Below are 15802 nucleotides of genomic sequence, written 5' to 3'. Positions count from 1 at the left end.
GTCAGATCAGCTCGCGCAGCTTGTGCTTCAGCACCTTGCCCGTCGATGCGGCCGGCAGCGCGTCGAGTACGCGGATGTGTGCGGGGCGTTTGTAAGGCGCGAGCCGCTCCGCACACCACGCGTGCAACGCCGCTTCCTCGGCCGTCGCGCCGGGCACTAGCTCGACGAACGCAAGCACTTCCTCGTTGCCTTGGACCGCGCGGCCGATGACGGCCGCCTGCACGACGTCCGGATGCGCGTTCAGCACCTGCTCGACTTCGACCGGATAGACGTTGAAGCCCGACCGGATGATCAGCTCCTTGCTACGGCCCGCGATTGTCACTGCGCCGTCCGCCTCCTGCCGCGCGAGATCGCCAGTGCTCAGCCAGCCGTCCGGCGACACGGCCGCGTGCGTGGCGTCCGCGTTGCGGTAGTAGCCGAGCATCACGTTCGGCCCGCGCACGCGGATCTCGCCGACTTCACCCGGCGGCACGTCGGTGCCGTCCGGTGCGACGATCCGCATCTCCACGCCGGGAATCGGCACGCCGACCGAGCTGTCGGTGCGCGGCGCGTCGAGCGGCGTCTGCGTGATCGTCGGGCTGCTTTCGGTCATCCCGTAGCCGTTGTGCAGCGGCACGCCGTACAGGCGCTCGACACGCGCCTTCAGGTTCGCGTCGAGCGGCGAGCCGCCCGAATACGCGAAGCGCAGGCGCGGTGCGCGCCACGCGTGGCCGTGCGTGTGCAGGTGTTCGAGCAGCTTCGCGTGCATCGCGGGCACGCCCTGGAAGATCGTGACGCCTTCGTCGGCGAGCGCGACGCGCACGGCTTTCGGCGAGAATCGTGGCGCGAGCCGCAGCGTCGCGCCCGCATACAGGCTGCCGAGGCAGACCGACGCGAGCCCGTACACGTGCGACACGGGCAGCACCGTGTAGACGACATCGTCGGGCGACACACGGCGCAGCATGCTCGACGTCGCCGCGATGAACAGCAGGTTGCGATGCGACAGCATCACGCCCTTCGGCGTGCCGGTCGTGCCGGTTGTGTAGATCAGCGCCGCGCATTGCGCGGCGCCGTCGGCGGCGACCGGTTCGCCCGGCGCGCTCGCGTCGACGTGGTACGACCACGCGCCGATGTCGACCGGCAGTGCGCTGGCGGGTGTCGCACCGTGCCGTTCGGCATGCGTGCGCGCGTCGGGCGAGGCGTCGGTGGTGAACGCGATCAGCTTCGGCCGTGCGTGCGCGGCGATCGCGTCGAGCTCGCTGGCGGACAGCCGCGCGTTCGACACGAGCGCCCACGCGTCGAGGCGGGCGGCCGCAAACAGCAGCACGATCTGCGCGACGCAGTTTTCGGCGACGATCATCACGCGGTCGCCGCCTTGCACCCCGAGGTTGGCGAGCAGCGCGGCGGCTGCATCGACGGCCTGCGACAGCTCGCCGTACGACAGGCGGCGCGCGTACTCGATCAGCGCCGGATGCGCGGGCGCCAGCGCGGCCCGGCGTGCGGGCACGTCGGCGATGCGGCGAGGCAGCGCGGCGAGCAGGGCGTCGACGTCGAGCGGCTCGGATGAACGGAGGGACGAGGGCATGGCGTCTCCAGAAGAAGGGCGGGCGGCGGCTGACGAGGTTGGCGAACGATCGTGCCACGGCGGCGCGCGCGCCACAATCGGCCATTCGGGCAATAGCGCTTCGCGATGTCCGCAATGATGATGGACGGAATCGTTGCGGCGACGCAGCAGGCCGCCCGGCGAAAAACGGGCCGCGAGTATACCGCCGGTGCGAGCGCACGATTGCGCGCGCGCCGGTCGTTCACCCTTAAAATGCCGCCATGAGCAAATCCAGGCATGTGTCCGAAACCCCCGCGACCCAGTTGCTGCGCCGCCACGGCGTTGCATTCGGCGAGCATCCGTACGACTACGTCGAGCACGGCGGCACCGGCGAATCGGCGCGCCAGCTCGGTGTCGACGAGCACAGCGTCGTGAAGACGCTCGTGATGGAAGATGAACACGCGAAGCCGCTGATCGTGCTGATGCACGGCGACCGCACCGTATCGACGAAGAACCTCGCGCGGCAGATCGGCGCGAAGCGCGTCGAGCCGTGCAAGCCCGAGGTCGCGAACCGCCATTCGGGCTATCTCGTCGGCGGCACGTCGCCGTTCGGCACGCGCAAGACGATGCCCGTCTACGTCGAGGCGACGATCCTCGAGCTGCCGACGATCTACCTGAACGGCGGGCGTCGCGGCTACCTCGTCAGCCTCGCGCCGGCCGTGCTCACGTCGCTGCTCGGCGCTCAGCCCGTGCAGTGCGCCAGTGTCGACTGAGGGTTTCACCTTCGTGGCAGGCGGCGCGCGTTCGGTAGAATGGGCGCCGTTTCGGCGTGCCGCGCGCAGCCGTCCCTTTACCGATACGTTGAAAGAAGAGTCCTCCGCATGCAGATCCTGCTCGCCGCCCTCGTTGCCTACCTGATCGGTTCGGTGTCGTTCGCCGTCGTCGTCAGTGGCGCGATGGGCCTGGCCGACCCGCGTTCGTACGGGTCGAAGAATCCCGGCGCGACCAACGTGCTGCGCAGCGGCAACAAGAAGGCCGCGATCCTGACGCTCGTCGGCGATGCATTCAAGGGCTGGATTGCCGTCTGGCTCGCCCGGCGCTTCGGCCTGCCGGACGTCGCCGTCGCATGGGTCGCGATCGCCGTGTTCCTCGGCCACCTGTATCCGGTGTTCTTCCGCTTCCAGGGCGGCAAGGGCGTCGCGACCGCGGCCGGCGTGCTGCTCGCGGTGCACCCGGTGCTCGGGCTCGCGACCGCGCTGACCTGGCTGATCGTCGCGTTCTTCTTCCGCTATTCGTCGCTCGCGGCGCTGGTGGCGGCCGTGTTCGCGCCGGTGTTCGACGTGTTCCTGTTCGGCACGGGCCACAACCCGGTCGCGTGGGCCGTGCTCGCGATGAGCGTGCTGCTCGTGTGGCGTCACCGCGGCAACATTGCGAAGCTGCTGGCGGGGCAGGAAAGCCGGATCGGCGACAAGAAGAAGGCGGCCGCGGACGGCGGGAAAGCCTGAGAAAGTGCGGCGCCTGGCCGCAGCCGGGCGCGCCGCGTATGCGGGGCCCGGCGGGATGACGTGACGGATCGCCCGGCGATCAGTCGCGGAAGTTGTTGAAGTCGAGCGGCGTGTCGGTCACGTCCTTGCGCAGCATCGCGATCACGCTCTGCAGGTCGTCGCGCTTCGTGCCGTTCACGCGCACGGCGTCGCCCTGGATGCTCGCCTGCACCTTGATCTTGCTGTCCTTCACGAGGCGCACGATCTTCTTCGCGAGATCGCCGGTCACGCCTTTCTTCACGGTGACGATCTGCTTGACCTTGTCGCCGCCGATCTTCTCGACCTTGCCGTAGTCGAGGAAGCGCACGTCGACGTTGCGCTTGGCCAGCTTGCCGATCAGCACGTCCTTGACCTGGCCCAGCTTGAAATCGTCATCGGCGAACAGCGTCAGCTCGCGTTCTTTCTGCTCGACGCGCGCGTCGGAGCCCTTGAAGTCGAAGCGCGTCGAAATTTCCTTGTTCGACTGCTCGATGGCGTTCTTCACTTCGATCATGTTCGCTTCGGAAACGACGTCGAACGATGGCATGGCATTCCTCCCTTGAGATGCGGGCACCCGGCTCGCGCGCGGGCACTCGCTATAATTGCGGACTGTTTGCCATTTTACCGATGCCCCTCCGTTTGCCCAAGGCCGGCCATGCGCCGCCCGGGCGGACGTGACCGCGAATGCCGATGCCTCCTGACGATTCCGCCCTGTCGCTGCTTCCCGACCATCCGCTCGCCGCGCACAACACGTTCGGCATCGCCGCGACCGCGCGCTTTGCCGCGCGCATCACGCATGCGTCGCAGTTCGAGGCGCTCCATCGCGACCCGCGCGTCGCGAACCTGCCGCGACTCGTGCTCGGCGGCGGCAGCAACGTCGTGTTCACGCGCGACTTCGACGGCGTCGTGCTGCTCGACGAGATCGCGGGCCGCCGCGTCGTCCGCGAGGACGACGACGCGTGGTATGTCGAGGCCGGCGGCGGCGAGAACTGGCACGCATTCGTCGCATGGACCCTCGAGCACGGGATGGCGGGCCTCGAGAACCTCGCGCTGATTCCGGGCACGGTCGGCGCCGCGCCGATCCAGAACATCGGCGCATACGGCCTCGAGATGAAGGCGTATTTCGACTCGCTGGTCGCGGTGGAGCTGGCGACGGGGCGCAGCGAGCGTTTCGACGCCGCGCGCTGCGCGTTCGGCTATCGCGACAGCTTCTTCAAGCGGGAAGGGCGCGGCCGGTTCGCGATCGTGTCGGTGACGTTCCGGCTGCCGAAGCAGTGGGCGCCGCGGCTCGGCTACGCGGACGTCACGCGCGAACTCGACGCCCGCGGCATCGCACTCGATGCGGCCACGGCGCGCGACGTGTTCGACGCGGTCGCCGCGATCCGCCGCGCGAAGCTGCCCGATCCGCTCGTCCTCGGCAACGCGGGCAGTTTCTTCAAGAATCCGGTGATCGATGCCGCGCAGTTCGATGCGCTGCGCGCCCGCACGCCGGAAGTCGTGTCGTATCCGCAGCCGGACGGGCAGGTCAAGCTCGCGGCCGGCTGGCTGATCGACCGCTGCGGCTGGAAGGGGCGCGCGCTGGGCGCGGCGGCCGTGCACGACCGCCAGGCGCTCGTGCTCGTCAATCGCGGTGGCGCGACAGGGGCCGACGTGCTCGCGCTGGCGCAGGCGATCCAGGCCGACGTGCGCGCCCATTTCGGCGTCGAACTCGAGCCCGAACCGGTCTGCCTGTAACGCGGGCTCGGCACCGCTTTTCCCGCGCCAAACAAAAGCGCCGATCGTCGATCGGCGCTTTTTTCATGAGCTGGCGGGTTGCCGGCGCGTCAGTGCTTGAGGCGGCCGAGCAGCAGGAACTCCATCAGCGCCTTCTGCACGTGCAGGCGGTTTTCCGCTTCATCCCACACGACGCTCTGCGGGCCGTCGATCACGCCGGCAGTCACTTCCTCGCCGCGGTGTGCGGGCAGGCAGTGCATGAAGAGGGCGTCCGGGTTCGCGTGCCCCATCATTTCCTCGTCGACGCACCAGTCGGCGAACGCCTGCTTGCGGGCCTCGTTCTCGGCCTCGAAGCCCATGCTCGTCCACACGTCGGTGGTGACGAGGTCGGCGCCCTTGCATGCTTCGTTCGGATCGTCGAACACTTCGTAGAACGGCGCGCTGTCGGGCGACACGAGCTTCATGTCGAGCGCGTAGCCGGGCGGCGTGGACAGGCGCAGCTTGAAGCCGAGGATCTGCGCGGCTTCGATCCACGTGTAGAGCATGTTGTTCGCATCGCCGACCCAGGCAACGGTCTTGCCGGCGATCGGGCCGCGGTGCTCGTAGTACGTGAAGATATCGGCGAGCACCTGGCACGGGTGGTACTCGTTCGTCAGGCCGTTGATCACCGGCACGCGGGAATTCTGCGCGAAGCGCGTGATCACGTCCTGCTCGAACGTGCGGATCATGATGATGTCGACCATGCGCGAGATGACCTGCGCGGAATCCTCGACGGGTTCGCCGCGGCCGAGCTGCGTGTCGCGCGTGCTCATGAAGACGGCGTGGCCGCCGAGCTGGAAGATCCCGGCTTCGAACGACAGGCGCGTGCGCGTCGAGCTCTTCTCGAAGATCATCGCGAGCGTGCGGTCGTGCAGCGGGTGATAGGTCTCGTAGTTCTTGAACTTGCGCTTCAGGATACCCGTGCGCTCGAGCACGTACTCGTAGTCTTCCAGCGAGAAATCCTTGAACTGCAGGTAGTGACGAATGGTTTTGGCGGTCATGAAGCGAAATACGGCGGGTTGCACCCGGCAGCAAGGCCGGACGGCGCCGCCGTCGGGTGTGGATAACTCAAAGCAGCATAAAGGATTTTCTGTGCTTTGACGAGCCGCGGAGAGAAGCGGGGCAGGATCGCCGCGCGCGGCAAGCGACGCAGGAGGCGGGGTGTCGGGACGGCGCGCGATGGCGCGCTGCGGTATAATTCAAAAGTTTTCTCCAGCCCGGCAGGCAAGCCTCCTCGCGCTCTGCCGGACACAAGCCGTGCGCTGCACAAATCCGGTGCAGTCCGCCGGTGGCGCGCGCCGACGTCCTGTTTTCGGGATATCGGAATGCTTGTGCCGCCGTCCGTTTCAGCTTTGTGTTCGCGTATCCAGGCGCCGTTGCCTGGACATCGCCGGGCCGTCACTTGGGTAACCACATGGCTGAAACCCCTCCGACCGAATTCTTTATCCAGGGCATCACGAAAGACGGGAAAAAGTTTCGCCCGAGCGACTGGTCGGAACGTCTGGCCGGTGTGATGGCCTGCTTCGGGCCGGGGGCGAGCGGGCCGAACGCGCGCCTCAAGTATTCGCTCTACGTGCGTCCGACGATGCTCGGCGACCTGAAATGCGTGATCCTCGATTCCCGGCTGCGCGACGTCGAGCCGATGGCGTTCGATTTCGTGCTGAATTTCGCGAAGGACAACAATCTCGTCGTGACCGAGGCGTGTGAACTGCCGGACTACGACGCGAAGAAGTGATGCCGGCGCGGGCGAGCGCGCTTGCCGCGCCCGCCCTCGTGGCAACCGTCACCGGCCCGCAAGATGCGCCGGCGACAGGCAACAAAAAAGCCCGCCTAGGCGGGCTTTTTTGCGATCGCAGGAAACAGGAACGCCCGCGTGAGCGGGCGCACCGGATTTACGCTGCTGCCTGCAGACCCTTGACGGCTGCGGCCAGGCGGCTCTTGCTGCGAGCGGCCTTGTTCTTGTGAACGATCTTCTTGTCGGCGATCGTGTCGATCGTCTTCACGGCAGCCTTGAACAGCTCGGCAGCCTTTGCCTGGTCGCCGGCTTCAACAGCCTTGCGAACCGACTTGATCGCGGTACGGAATTTCGAGCGCAGCGCCGAGTTGTGCGAGTTTGCCTTCGCGGCCTGGCGGGCGCGCTTGCGTGCTTGTGCGGAGTTAGCCATGACGGTTCCTTATCCTGTCCTGTTTCCAGAGCTTGGAGCCTGACGGCCAAGCGCTGCTTTTCGATCCGTCCCCTGAGAACGATTGCCCAGGGGCGCATAAAAAAACGGTGATTTTAACCGGGGCAGGGACATGAAAACGGCAGTTGCCGTGCATGTACGAGCCCAGAAACCGGCGATTATAGCAACAAAATCAAGCGCGTGGCAAGTTCAACGTGACACCCGCCGAGGACGGCGCCGAACGCGTGCGCGCTTTTCGGCATCGGCCGCTGGCCGGGCCACGCAACGTCCGTATAATAAGCGCCCCATGAATCTATTCCGAGCCCTGCTGACGGTCAGCGGCTTCACGCTGCTGTCGCGCGTGACCGGACTGGCCCGCGAGACGCTGATCGCCCGTGCGTTCGGCGCCAGTCAATACACCGACGCGTTCTACGTCGCCTTCCGTATCCCGAACCTGCTGCGCCGCCTGTCTGCCGAAGGCGCGTTCTCGCAGGCGTTCGTGCCGATCCTCGCCGAGTTCAAGAACCAGCAGGGGCATGACGCGACGAAAGCGCTCGTCGACGCGATGTCCACCGTGCTGGCGTGGGCGCTTGCCGTGCTGTCGGTGGCCGGGATCGCCGGCGCATCGTGGGTCGTGTTCGCCGTCGCGTCCGGCCTGCACACCGACGGGCAGGCGTTCCCGCTCGCGGTCACGATGACGCGGATCATGTTCCCGTACATCGTGTTCATCTCGCTGACGACGCTCGCCTCCGGCGTGCTGAACACGTACAAGAGCTTCTCGCTGCCCGCGTTCGCGCCGGTGCTGCTCAACGTCGCGTTCATCGCCGCGGCCGTGTTCGTCGCGCCGCACCTGAAGGTGCCGGTGTTCGCGCTCGCGTGGGCCGTCATCGTCGGCGGGGTGCTGCAGTTCCTCGTGCAGCTGCCGGGCCTGAAGAAGATCGACATGGTGCCGCTGATCGGCCTCAACCCGCTGCGCGCGCTGCGCCACCCGGGCGTGAAGCGCGTGCTCGCGAAGATGGTGCCCGCGACGTTCGCGGTGTCGGTCGCGCAACTGTCGCTGATCATCAACACCAACATCGCGTCGCGGCTCGGGCAGGGCGCCGTGTCGTGGATCAACTACGCCGACCGCCTGATGGAATTCCCGACGGCGCTGCTCGGCGTCGCGCTCGGCACGATCCTGCTGCCGAGCCTGTCGAAGGCGCACGTCGATGCCGATTCGCACGAGTATTCGGCGCTGCTCGACTGGGGCCTGCGCGTCACGTTCCTGCTCGCGGCGCCGAGTGCGCTCGCGCTGTTCTTCTTCGCGACGCCGCTCACCGCGACCCTCTTCAACTACGGCAAGTTCGACGCGCACACCGTCACGATGGTCGCGCGCGCGCTGGCGACCTACGGGATCGGCCTCGTCGGCATCATCCTGATCAAGATCCTCGCGCCGGGCTTCTATGCGAAGCAGGACATCAAGACGCCCGTGAAGATCGCGATCGGCGTGCTGATCGTCACGCAGATCTCGAACTACGTGTTCGTGCCGCTGATCGGCCACGCGGGCCTGACGCTGAGCATCGGCGTCGGCGCGTGCCTGAACTCGCTGCTGCTGTTCATCGGGCTGCGCAAGCGCGGCATCTACCAGCCGTCGCCGGGCTGGCTGCGCTTCTTCGTGCAGCTGATCGGCGCGGCGCTCGTGCTCGCCGGCCTGATGCACTGGCTGTCGATCAGCTTCGACTGGACCGGGATGCGTGCGCAGCCGCTCGACCGCATTGCGCTGATGGCCGCGTGCCTCGTGCTGTTCGCTGCACTATATTTCGGTATGTTGTGGGTGATGGGCTTCAAATACGCTTATTTCAAAAGGCGCGCCAAGTGACGACCGCAATGACCCGCGTCCTCGACTACTTCAGCACGCTCGTGGCAGACGACGACAGCCTGCCCGTCACGGAAGCGGCGCTGTCGCTGGCGCAGGACGCGTATCCCGACCTCGACCTGCAGGGCACGCTGGCCGAACTCGACATGCTGGCGGCGCGGTTGCGCCGGCGGCTCACGGACGATGCGGACCTGAAGGGCCGCGTCGTCGCGCTGAACGATTTCTTCTTCCGCGAGCTCGGTTTCGCGTGCAATCACAACGACTACTACGACCCCGATAACAGCCACCTGAACGCCGTGCTGAAGCGGCGGCGCGGGATCCCGATCTCGCTGTCGGTGCTGTACCTGGAACTTGCCGAGCAGATCGGCGTGCCGGCGCGCGGCGTGTCGTTCCCCGGCCATTTCCTGCTGCGCGTCACGCTGCCGGACGGCGACCTGATCATCGATCCGGCCAACGGCCATTCGCTGTCCGAAGCCGAGATGGTCGAGATGCTCGAGCCGTACGTCGCGCGAGCGGCCGGCGCGGTCGATAGCGCATTGCGCGCGCTGCTGCAGCCGGCGACGAGCCGCGAGATCATCGCGCGGATGCTGCGCAACCTGAAGACGATCTATCTCCAGACGGAACGCTGGCAGCGCCTGCTCGCGGTGCAGCAGCGGCTCGTGATCCTGTTGCCCGAGCACCTCGACGAAGTCCGCGACCGCGGTTTCGCGTATGCGCGGCTCGATTACCTGCGGCCCGCGCTCGAGGATCTCGAACTGTATCTCGGCGAGCGGCCGGACGCGGACGACGCGACCGTCGTCGAGTCCCAGGTGACCGAATTGCGGCAGCGGATGCAGCGCGACGGCGAGGACTGAGCCGCCGCCACGCTGCCGGAACCCTGAATGAAACGACGCCCGCATCGCGGGCGTTTTTTCGTGCCTATTTCGGCTGCATCCGGATCGCGCCGTCGAGGCGGATCACTTCGCCGTTGAGCATCGGATTCTCGACGATCTGGCGCACCAGCAGCGCGTACTCGGCCGGTTTGCCGAGCCGCGGCGGGAACGGCACCATCGCGCCGAGCGCGTCCTGCACGTCCTGCGGCATGCCGAGCAGCATCGGCGTCTCGAACAGGCCGGGCGCGATCGTCATCACGCGGATGCCGCTGCGCGACAAGTCGCGCGCGATCGGCAGCGTCATGCCCGCGACACCGGCCTTCGACGCCGCATACGCGGCCTGGCCGATCTGCCCGTCGAACGCGGCAACCGACGCGGTGCCGACGATCACGCCGCGCTCGCCGTCCGCGGTCGGCGCGGTGGCCGCCATCGCGGCGGCCGCGAGCCGGATCATGTTGAACGTGCCCACGAGGTTCACGTTGATCGTCTTCGCGAACACGTCGAGCGGATGCGCGCCGTCCTTGCCGACGGTCTTCGCGGCGGGCGCGATGCCCGCGCAGTTCACGAGGCCGCGCAGCGTGCCGGCTTGCGTTGCCGCGCTGACGGCCGCCTGCGCGTCGGCTTCGCTCGACACGTCGCAGTGCACAAAAATGCCGCCCAGTTCGGTCGCGAGCGCGGCGCCCGCCGCGTCGTTCAGGTCGGCGAGCACGACCGTGCCGCCTGCCTGCGCGAGCATCCGCGCGGTGCCGGCGCCGAGGCCCGATGCGCCGCCCGTGACCAGAAACACGTTGCCGCGAATTTCCATGACTGTCTCCGTTGTTGAGCGCCCGTGGCGCTTCAGCGCTCAGGGCACGGCCGTCTCCAAGATGGTCACCGCTATCGGCGCTTCGGCGCGGGTTGCGGTTCCGCGCAAAGCGATTGCCTGGTTCAATGCCGCGCGATGGGTTGAAATGCCGGCGCCCGGGTAGCGCGCGCCCGCACCCGACCGATTGTACGGGGCACGCTCGCGCGACGGCGGGACCAGAACGGTCGTGCCAATTCCGGCCGGGCAAAAAAAAGCCGCCCGGAAAGGGCGGCTTGCGGGTGCGCGATGCGCTGCTTACTTCAGTGCGCCAAACGCGCGCTCGCGGATTTCCTCGACGCTGCCGAGGCCCGAGATCTTGCGATACTGCGGTGCCTTCAGGCCGTTTTCCTCGCCGCGCTGCGCCCAGTCGCCGTAGTACGTGATCAGCGGCTTGGTCTGCGCTTCGTACACTTCGAGACGCTTCTTGACGGTTTCTTCCTTGTCGTCGTCGCGCTGGATCAGCGGCTCGCCCGTCACGTCGTCATGGCCTTCGACCTTCGGCGGGTTGAACTTGACGTGGTACGTGCGGCCCGATGCCGAGTGCGTGCGGCGGCCGCTCATGCGCTCGATGATTTCCGAGAACGGCACGTCGATCTCGAGCACGTAGTCGATCGCGACGCCGGCTTCCTTCATGGCGTCAGCCTGCGCGATCGTGCGTGGGAAACCGTCGAACAGATAGCCGTTCGCGCAGTCGGATTCCTTCAGGCGCTCCTTGACGAGGCCGATGATCAGCGCGTCCGGGACGAGCTTGCCGGCGTCCATGTAGCCCTTCGCCTCGACGCCGAGCGGCGTGCCGGCCTTCACGGCCGCGCGCAGCATGTCGCCCGTCGAGATTTGCGGGATGCCGAATTTTTCCTTGATGAAGTTTGCCTGGGTGCCCTTTCCCGCGCCGGGCGCGCCCAACAGGATCAAACGCATGGTGATATCTCCAGTATGTAGATTCGTGTGGCGAGACGAAAAAAGCGCCGGCGACGGTGTGCGCGGGGCTTGCCTGGCGCGTGGCGGACCGGTCTGATGCGGCGCGTCGGGTTGGGCGACGCGCGGCTGCCGGCAGGGCCGCGGGCGGGGTCAAGCGAGGACGCGCTGGTCGCGGACGGCTCGCACAATCGCCTGATTATGCCACGGGTTATTTTGATGACGGCCGAAAAAGGGCCTGCACGCGTGCGAGATCGGCCGGCGTGTCGATGCCGGCTTCCGGCGCGGACTCGGTGATCAGCACTGCGATGCGCTCGCCGTGCCAGAGCGCGCGCAGCTGTTCGAGCTGCTCGGCCTGTTCGATCGGCGCCTGCGCCAACGTCGGATAGGTGCGCAGGAAACGCGCGCGATACGCATAGAGGCCGATGTGCCGATAGACCGGGAAGGCCGGTGCAGGCATGGCCGCGACGTCGGGCCAGTGCGGCTGGTACGCGTCCCGGCTCCACGGAATCGGCGCGCGCGAGAAGTACAGCGCGACGCTTTGCGCGTCGAGCGCGACCTTCACCACGTTCGGGTTGAACACGTCGGCCGCGTCGTGGATCGGGTGGGCGGCCGTCGCAATCGCGCAGGCCGGATGCGCGGCGAGGTGCGACGCTACGTCGCGCACGAGCACCGGGTCGATCAGCGGCTCGTCGCCCTGTACGTTGACGACGACGGTGTCGTCGCTCCACCCGAACGTCGCCGCGACTTCCGCGAGCCGGTCGGTGCCGGACGGATGGTCGGCGCGTGTCAGCACCGCTTCGAAGCCGTGATCGCGGGCCGCATCGAGCACGCTCTGCGCGTCGGACGCGACCAGCACCTGCTGCGCGCCCGCTTCGCGCGCGCGCTCGGCGACGCGCACGACCATCGGCTTGCCGCCGAGATCGGCGAGCGGCTTGTTCGGGAGCCGCGTCGACGCGAGCCGGGCGGGAATGACGGCGATGAAGGGTTGAGTCATCGGGGAGGACGGTGAGGAAAGCGGAGCGGGCGGCGCGTCGGGTGCGGGCCGCCCGGCGGGTTCTCGGCGCCCTTGCCGCGGACACGCCGCGGCAAGGGCCGGGTCGGGCGGCTTAGCGGCCGGCCGGGTCGACCGGCGTGCCTTCGACGGTCTGGCGCGCTTCGTCGACCAGCATCACGGGGATGCCGTCGCGGATCGGGTAGGCGAGCTTGTCCGCGTTGCAGATCAGCTCCTGCGCGGCACGGTCATAGTGGAGCGGGCCTTTGCAGATAGGGCACACAAGGATTTCAAGCAGGCGAGCGTCCACGGAGTTTCTCCACAACGAGGGCAATGAGGCGAGGGTCGAGCGCGGCTTCGACGGGGACCACCCACAGTCGGGCGTCGCGCCAGGAAGCGCCCAATTTTACTGCATCCTTCTCGGTGATCAGGATCGCATCGACGGCGTCGTCGACGAACGGATTGTCGGCGAACGCGTAGTGGTCGGGCAGCGCGCGCGTCGCGGGCGCGAGACCGGCCGCGCGCAGCGTCGCGAAGAAGCGTTCCGGCGCGCCGATGCCGGCCGCGGCGAGCACGCGCTCGTTCGCGAATTGCGACAGCGGGCGGCGCAGCGCGGGCTGGTCGAGGTGCCACGCGGCGCCCGGCGTGAGCGCGAGCGAATAGGTGTCGGGCCACGGCGGCAGCGCGCCGCTGTACGGATCGTTGACGAGCGTGGCGTCGCGGTGCCGCGACAGCGGCTCGCGCAACGGCCCGGCCGGCAGCAGGAAGCCGTTGCCGCCGAGCCGGTGGTCGAACACGACGAGCTCGACCGTGCGTGCGAGGCGGTAGTGCTGCAGGCCGTCGTCGCTGACGATCACGTCGACGTCCGGATGCGCGGCGCGCAGCGCCTGTGCGGCCGCGACGCGATCCGGGCAGACCCAGACGGGCGCACCGGTGCGGCGGGCGATCAGGAGCGGTTCGTCGCCGCCCACGCTGGCGCGCGACGCGGGCGTGACGGCGGTCGGCGCCTTCACGTTCGCGCCGTAGCCGCGCGACACGATGCCGGGCGTGAAGCCGGCCGCGCGCAACGCGTCGACGAGTGCGATCACGGTCGGCGTCTTGCCGGTGCCGCCGACGGTCACGTTGCCGACCACGACGACGGGCACGCCGACGTCGACCGGCTTCTTCCAGCCTTGCGCGTAGGCGGTGCGCCGCAATGCCGCGCACAGGCCGAACACGCACGCGAACGGCGTGAGCGCCCACGCGAGCGCGCCGCGGCGCTGCCATTCGCGCGTCAGGCGGGCTTCGAGCCGGGCGAGCGGGCCGTCCGGCGCGCTCATCGGGCCGGGCGCGGCAGGTCGTGCGCCGCGGCGTGGGACGGATTCGTCAAGGCGGATTCTCCGTTGGGCGGCGCATGCCGCGGGGTCTGCGGAAGGCGGCACTCTAGCGCGCCGCGCCCGGGCGCGGCAAGCGCGACCGGCCGCCGCGGCCTGCGGGGCCGGATCGCGGCGGCTTGTGGATAACTCTGTGAAGAACTCCCTGCTCGATGGCGTCAAACGCCCGCCGGGTGGGCTTCGAATCGGATGAGAATCATTCAGAAAGATTTAAAAATATATAAATATCAATGGGTTAGGGGGAATCGTCTGGATTTTTCAGCGGTTTTCGCGCGTTTCAGGCCGATGATTGCCAAAGTGTGGACACCTTCCGAACGTCACGGCGCATGCGCCCGGCGCTGGACGTCGCGTGCGTGTCGGACTATCGTGTCGCCGCCAGCATTCATTCGACCGTCCATGCCTTCCGACTCTCCATTTGCCGCACCGGGCGCGACCCGCGGCGGCGACGAAGTGATTCCCGTTTCGGCGCTCAATCGCGCGATTTCGACGATGCTCGAGCGCTCGTTTCCGCTGCTGTGGATTTCGGGCGAAGTGTCGAATTTCACGCGCGCCGCGAGCGGCCACTGGTATTTCTCGATCAAGGACCAGCAGGCGCAGATGCGCTGCGTGATGTTCCGCGGTCGCGCGCAGTACGCGGAGTTCACGCCGCGCGAAGGTGACCGGATCGAGGTGCGCGCGGTCGTCACGATGTACGAGCCGCGCGGCGAAGTGCAGCTCAACGTCGAGGCGGTGCGGCGCACCGGGCAGGGGCGCCTGTACGAGGCGTTCCTGCGGCTGAAGGCGCAGCTCGAGAGCGAGGGACTGTTCGCGCCCGAGCGCAAGCGGCCGCTGCCGGCCCATCCGCGCGCGATCGGTATCGTCACGTCGCTGCAGGCGGCAGCGCTGCGCGACGTGCTGACCACGCTCGCGCGCCGTGCGCCGCACGTTCCGGTGATCGTCTATCCGGCACCCGTGCAGGGCGCCGGGTCCGCCGAAAAGCTCGTCGCGGCCGTCGAGACCGCGAATGCGCGCCGCGAGGTCGACGTGCTGCTGGTCTGTCGCGGCGGCGGCTCGATCGAGGATCTGTGGTCGTTCAACGACGAGGCGCTGGCGCGTGCGATCGCGGCGAGCGAACTGCCGGTCGTCAGCGGCGTCGGGCACGAAACCGATTTCACGATCGCGGACTTCGCGGCCGACGTGCGCGCGCCGACGCCGACTGGCGCGGCCGAACTCGCGAGCCCGCAGCGCGCGCTGCTGCTGCGCGAGGTCGGCGAGCGCCAGCGCGCGCTCGCGCGCGGCATGGAGCGCCGGCTGGAGCAGCGCGCGCAGCAGCTCGACTGGCTCGCGCGCCGGCTGGTGAGCCCGGCGGAGCGGCTGCAGCGGCAGCGCACGCACGTCGAGCAGCTCGCGGTGCGGCTCGCGTCGGCGGCGTCGCGGCCGGTGCGCGACGCGCGCGCGCGGTTCGCGCTCGCGCAGCTGCGCTGGCAGCGCGCACGGCCTGATCCGTCGCAGGCGCGCCAGGCGCTCGCGGGGCTGTCGCAGCGTCTTGCGCTGGCCTTGCAGCGCCGTCACGAACGCGACACGGCTCGCGTGTCAGCCTGTGCGGCACGGCTCGAGGTGCTGAGCCCGCAGCGCACGCTCGAGCGCGGCTATGCAGCGCTGATCGATGCGCAGACGGGCCGTGCGGTGCGCACGCCGAACGCGCTGAAGCCGCAGCGCCGCCTGACCGTGCATCTCGCGGAAGGCTCGGCCGACGTGTCGATCGCCGACGTGCAGCCGCGGCTGACCGATACGATCTGACGTAACGGGGGCAAGCGGCGCGAAGGTTGTTGCAACGGACGCATCGTGCACGGGAACGGATGCTGCTCATCGTCGGGTTCGTCCTGCCGGACGTTGCGCAAACATCGCTTTTCCGCATACCGCGGATAAATGGCCCGTGAGTTTGCGGGGTTATTCGTCCTCGCCTACAATCGGACGCTCGGCAGCATCCAACACAGCCTCCCTACATACT

16 protein-coding genes are annotated in these 15802 nt (G+C 68.1%); 7 read left to right on the top strand and 9 right to left on the bottom strand.

All coding sequences use genetic code 11. From position 1 onward, the window contains the following. Position 1: 1 nt before the first annotated feature. Positions 2–1564 (bottom strand): class I adenylate-forming enzyme family protein, encoded by a 1563-nt coding sequence (locus CFB47_RS14745; RefSeq protein ID WP_089461548.1) that lies wholly within the window; start codon positions 1562–1564, stop codon positions 2–4. Positions 1565–1803: 239 nt separating this feature from the next. Between CFB47_RS14745 and ybaK the strand changes: the two genes are divergently transcribed. Together ybaK and plsY are read left to right on the top strand one after the other, a co-directional pair. Beyond that, positions 1804–2295 (top strand): Cys-tRNA(Pro) deacylase, encoded by a 492-nt coding sequence (gene ybaK, locus CFB47_RS14740; protein ID WP_027789278.1) that lies wholly within the window; start codon positions 1804–1806, stop codon positions 2293–2295. A gap of 108 nt (positions 2296–2403) precedes the next feature. Beyond that, positions 2404–3027 carry a glycerol-3-phosphate 1-O-acyltransferase PlsY gene (gene plsY, locus CFB47_RS14735; RefSeq protein WP_089461547.1) on the top strand — a complete coding sequence of 208 codons (624 nt, stop codon included), beginning with the start codon at positions 2404–2406 and terminating at the stop codon, positions 3025–3027. Positions 3028–3106: 79 nt separating this feature from the next. Here the strand turns inward: plsY and CFB47_RS14730 are convergent, their stop codons facing one another. Continuing rightward, positions 3107–3592, bottom strand: a complete 486-nt coding sequence (locus tag CFB47_RS14730; RefSeq protein ID WP_039368282.1) for a YajQ family cyclic di-GMP-binding protein — start codon at positions 3590–3592, stop codon at positions 3107–3109. A 137-nt stretch (positions 3593–3729) separates the two neighbouring features. Here CFB47_RS14730 and murB point away from each other — a divergent pair, with 137 nt between their 5' ends. After that, the gene (gene murB / locus CFB47_RS14725; RefSeq protein WP_089461546.1) at positions 3730–4779 is read left to right on the top strand and encodes a UDP-N-acetylmuramate dehydrogenase; all 1050 of its coding nucleotides are present in this window, start codon (positions 3730–3732) and stop codon (positions 4777–4779) included. A gap of 89 nt (positions 4780–4868) precedes the next feature. Here murB and argF read toward each other — a convergent pair whose 3' ends face one another. Then, complete coding sequence (argF, locus tag CFB47_RS14720; RefSeq protein WP_006482207.1) at positions 4869–5798, bottom strand: ornithine carbamoyltransferase; 930 nt, start codon at positions 5796–5798, stop codon at positions 4869–4871. Positions 5799–6211: 413 nt separating this feature from the next. Between argF and CFB47_RS14715 the strand changes: the two genes are divergently transcribed. Further along, positions 6212–6532: a DUF3579 domain-containing protein gene (locus CFB47_RS14715; RefSeq protein WP_021162567.1), complete on the top strand. Its 321-nt coding sequence runs from the start codon at positions 6212–6214 to the stop codon at positions 6530–6532. A 157-nt stretch (positions 6533–6689) separates the two neighbouring features. Here the strand turns inward: CFB47_RS14715 and rpsT are convergent, their stop codons facing one another. Further along, positions 6690–6962, bottom strand: coding sequence for a 30S ribosomal protein S20 (gene rpsT / locus CFB47_RS14710; protein ID WP_006482211.1), 273 nt, complete (start codon positions 6960–6962; stop codon positions 6690–6692). Positions 6963–7266: 304 nt separating this feature from the next. On the opposite strand from rpsT, the gene murJ reads away from it, so the two are divergent. Both murJ and CFB47_RS14700 read left to right on the top strand, forming a co-directional pair. Beyond that, positions 7267–8817, top strand: coding sequence for a murein biosynthesis integral membrane protein MurJ (gene murJ / locus CFB47_RS14705; protein WP_089461545.1), 1551 nt, complete (start codon positions 7267–7269; stop codon positions 8815–8817). An 8-nt stretch (positions 8818–8825) separates the two neighbouring features. Beyond that, the gene (locus CFB47_RS14700) at positions 8826–9668 is read left to right on the top strand and encodes a SirB1 family protein (protein ID WP_089461818.1); all 843 of its coding nucleotides are present in this window, start codon (positions 8826–8828) and stop codon (positions 9666–9668) included. A gap of 64 nt (positions 9669–9732) precedes the next feature. Here CFB47_RS14700 and CFB47_RS14695 read toward each other — a convergent pair whose 3' ends face one another. The 5 genes from CFB47_RS14695 to lpxK form a co-directional block, all read right to left on the bottom strand. Beyond that, the gene (locus CFB47_RS14695; protein ID WP_089461544.1) at positions 9733–10491 is read right to left on the bottom strand and encodes an SDR family NAD(P)-dependent oxidoreductase; all 759 of its coding nucleotides are present in this window, start codon (positions 10489–10491) and stop codon (positions 9733–9735) included. Positions 10492–10785: 294 nt separating this feature from the next. Next, a complete protein-coding gene (adk, locus tag CFB47_RS14690; RefSeq protein ID WP_089461543.1) occupies positions 10786–11448 on the bottom strand; it encodes an adenylate kinase in 663 nt (220 codons plus the stop codon). Between the two features lie 208 nt (positions 11449–11656). After that, positions 11657–12442 carry a 3-deoxy-manno-octulosonate cytidylyltransferase gene (gene kdsB / locus CFB47_RS14685; RefSeq protein WP_089461542.1) on the bottom strand — a complete coding sequence of 262 codons (786 nt, stop codon included), beginning with the start codon at positions 12440–12442 and terminating at the stop codon, positions 11657–11659. 112 nt (positions 12443–12554) lie between these two features. Then, positions 12555–12749: a Trm112 family protein gene (locus CFB47_RS14680; RefSeq protein ID WP_010090898.1), complete on the bottom strand. Its 195-nt coding sequence runs from the start codon at positions 12747–12749 to the stop codon at positions 12555–12557. Next, positions 12730–13758, bottom strand: a complete 1029-nt coding sequence (gene lpxK / locus CFB47_RS14675; RefSeq protein ID WP_089456804.1) for a tetraacyldisaccharide 4'-kinase — start codon at positions 13756–13758, stop codon at positions 12730–12732. The genes CFB47_RS14680 and lpxK overlap by 20 nt, the downstream gene beginning before the upstream one ends. A 450-nt stretch (positions 13759–14208) precedes the next feature. Between lpxK and xseA the strand changes: the two genes are divergently transcribed. Beyond that, positions 14209–15591 (top strand): exodeoxyribonuclease VII large subunit, encoded by a 1383-nt coding sequence (gene xseA, locus CFB47_RS14670; RefSeq protein ID WP_089461541.1) that lies wholly within the window; start codon positions 14209–14211, stop codon positions 15589–15591. The last annotated feature ends 211 nt before the right edge of the window (positions 15592–15802 follow it).

Origin of the sequence: Burkholderia sp. AU27893 (assembly GCF_002223205.1) — a bacterium.
Lineage (GTDB): Bacteria > Pseudomonadota > Gammaproteobacteria > Burkholderiales > Burkholderiaceae > Burkholderia.
Note: the sequence above shows the minus strand (reverse complement) of the source record. Positions and strands in the feature narration are given on the sequence as shown.

Excerpts from the sequence above, each read along its gene's own strand:
- rpsT (WP_006482211.1), bottom strand. The coding sequence starts at position 6,962 with ATGGCTAACTCCGCACAAGCACGCAAGCGCGCCCGCCAGGCCGCGAAG.
- kdsB (WP_089461542.1), bottom strand. The coding sequence starts at position 12,442 with ATGACTCAACCCTTCATCGCCGTCATTCCCGCCCGGCTCGCGTCGACG.
- CFB47_RS14695 (WP_089461544.1), bottom strand. The coding sequence starts at position 10,491 with ATGGAAATTCGCGGCAACGTGTTTCTGGTCACGGGCGGCGCATCGGGC.
- CFB47_RS14745 (WP_089461548.1), bottom strand. The coding sequence starts at position 1,564 with ATGCCCTCGTCCCTCCGTTCATCCGAGCCGCTCGACGTCGACGCCCTG.
- lpxK (WP_089456804.1), bottom strand. The coding sequence starts at position 13,758 with ATGAGCGCGCCGGACGGCCCGCTCGCCCGGCTCGAAGCCCGCCTGACG.
- ybaK (WP_027789278.1), top strand. The coding sequence starts at position 1,804 with ATGAGCAAATCCAGGCATGTGTCCGAAACCCCCGCGACCCAGTTGCTG.
- CFB47_RS14715 (WP_021162567.1), top strand. The coding sequence starts at position 6,212 with ATGGCTGAAACCCCTCCGACCGAATTCTTTATCCAGGGCATCACGAAA.
- plsY (WP_089461547.1), top strand. The coding sequence starts at position 2,404 with ATGCAGATCCTGCTCGCCGCCCTCGTTGCCTACCTGATCGGTTCGGTG.
- CFB47_RS14700 (WP_089461818.1), top strand. The coding sequence starts at position 8,826 with ATGACCCGCGTCCTCGACTACTTCAGCACGCTCGTGGCAGACGACGAC.
- murB (WP_089461546.1), top strand. The coding sequence starts at position 3,730 with ATGCCGATGCCTCCTGACGATTCCGCCCTGTCGCTGCTTCCCGACCAT.
- argF (WP_006482207.1), bottom strand. The coding sequence starts at position 5,798 with ATGACCGCCAAAACCATTCGTCACTACCTGCAGTTCAAGGATTTCTCG.
- xseA (WP_089461541.1), top strand. The coding sequence starts at position 14,209 with ATGCCTTCCGACTCTCCATTTGCCGCACCGGGCGCGACCCGCGGCGGC.
- CFB47_RS14730 (WP_039368282.1), bottom strand. The coding sequence starts at position 3,592 with ATGCCATCGTTCGACGTCGTTTCCGAAGCGAACATGATCGAAGTGAAG.
- murJ (WP_089461545.1), top strand. The coding sequence starts at position 7,267 with ATGAATCTATTCCGAGCCCTGCTGACGGTCAGCGGCTTCACGCTGCTG.
- adk (WP_089461543.1), bottom strand. The coding sequence starts at position 11,448 with ATGCGTTTGATCCTGTTGGGCGCGCCCGGCGCGGGAAAGGGCACCCAG.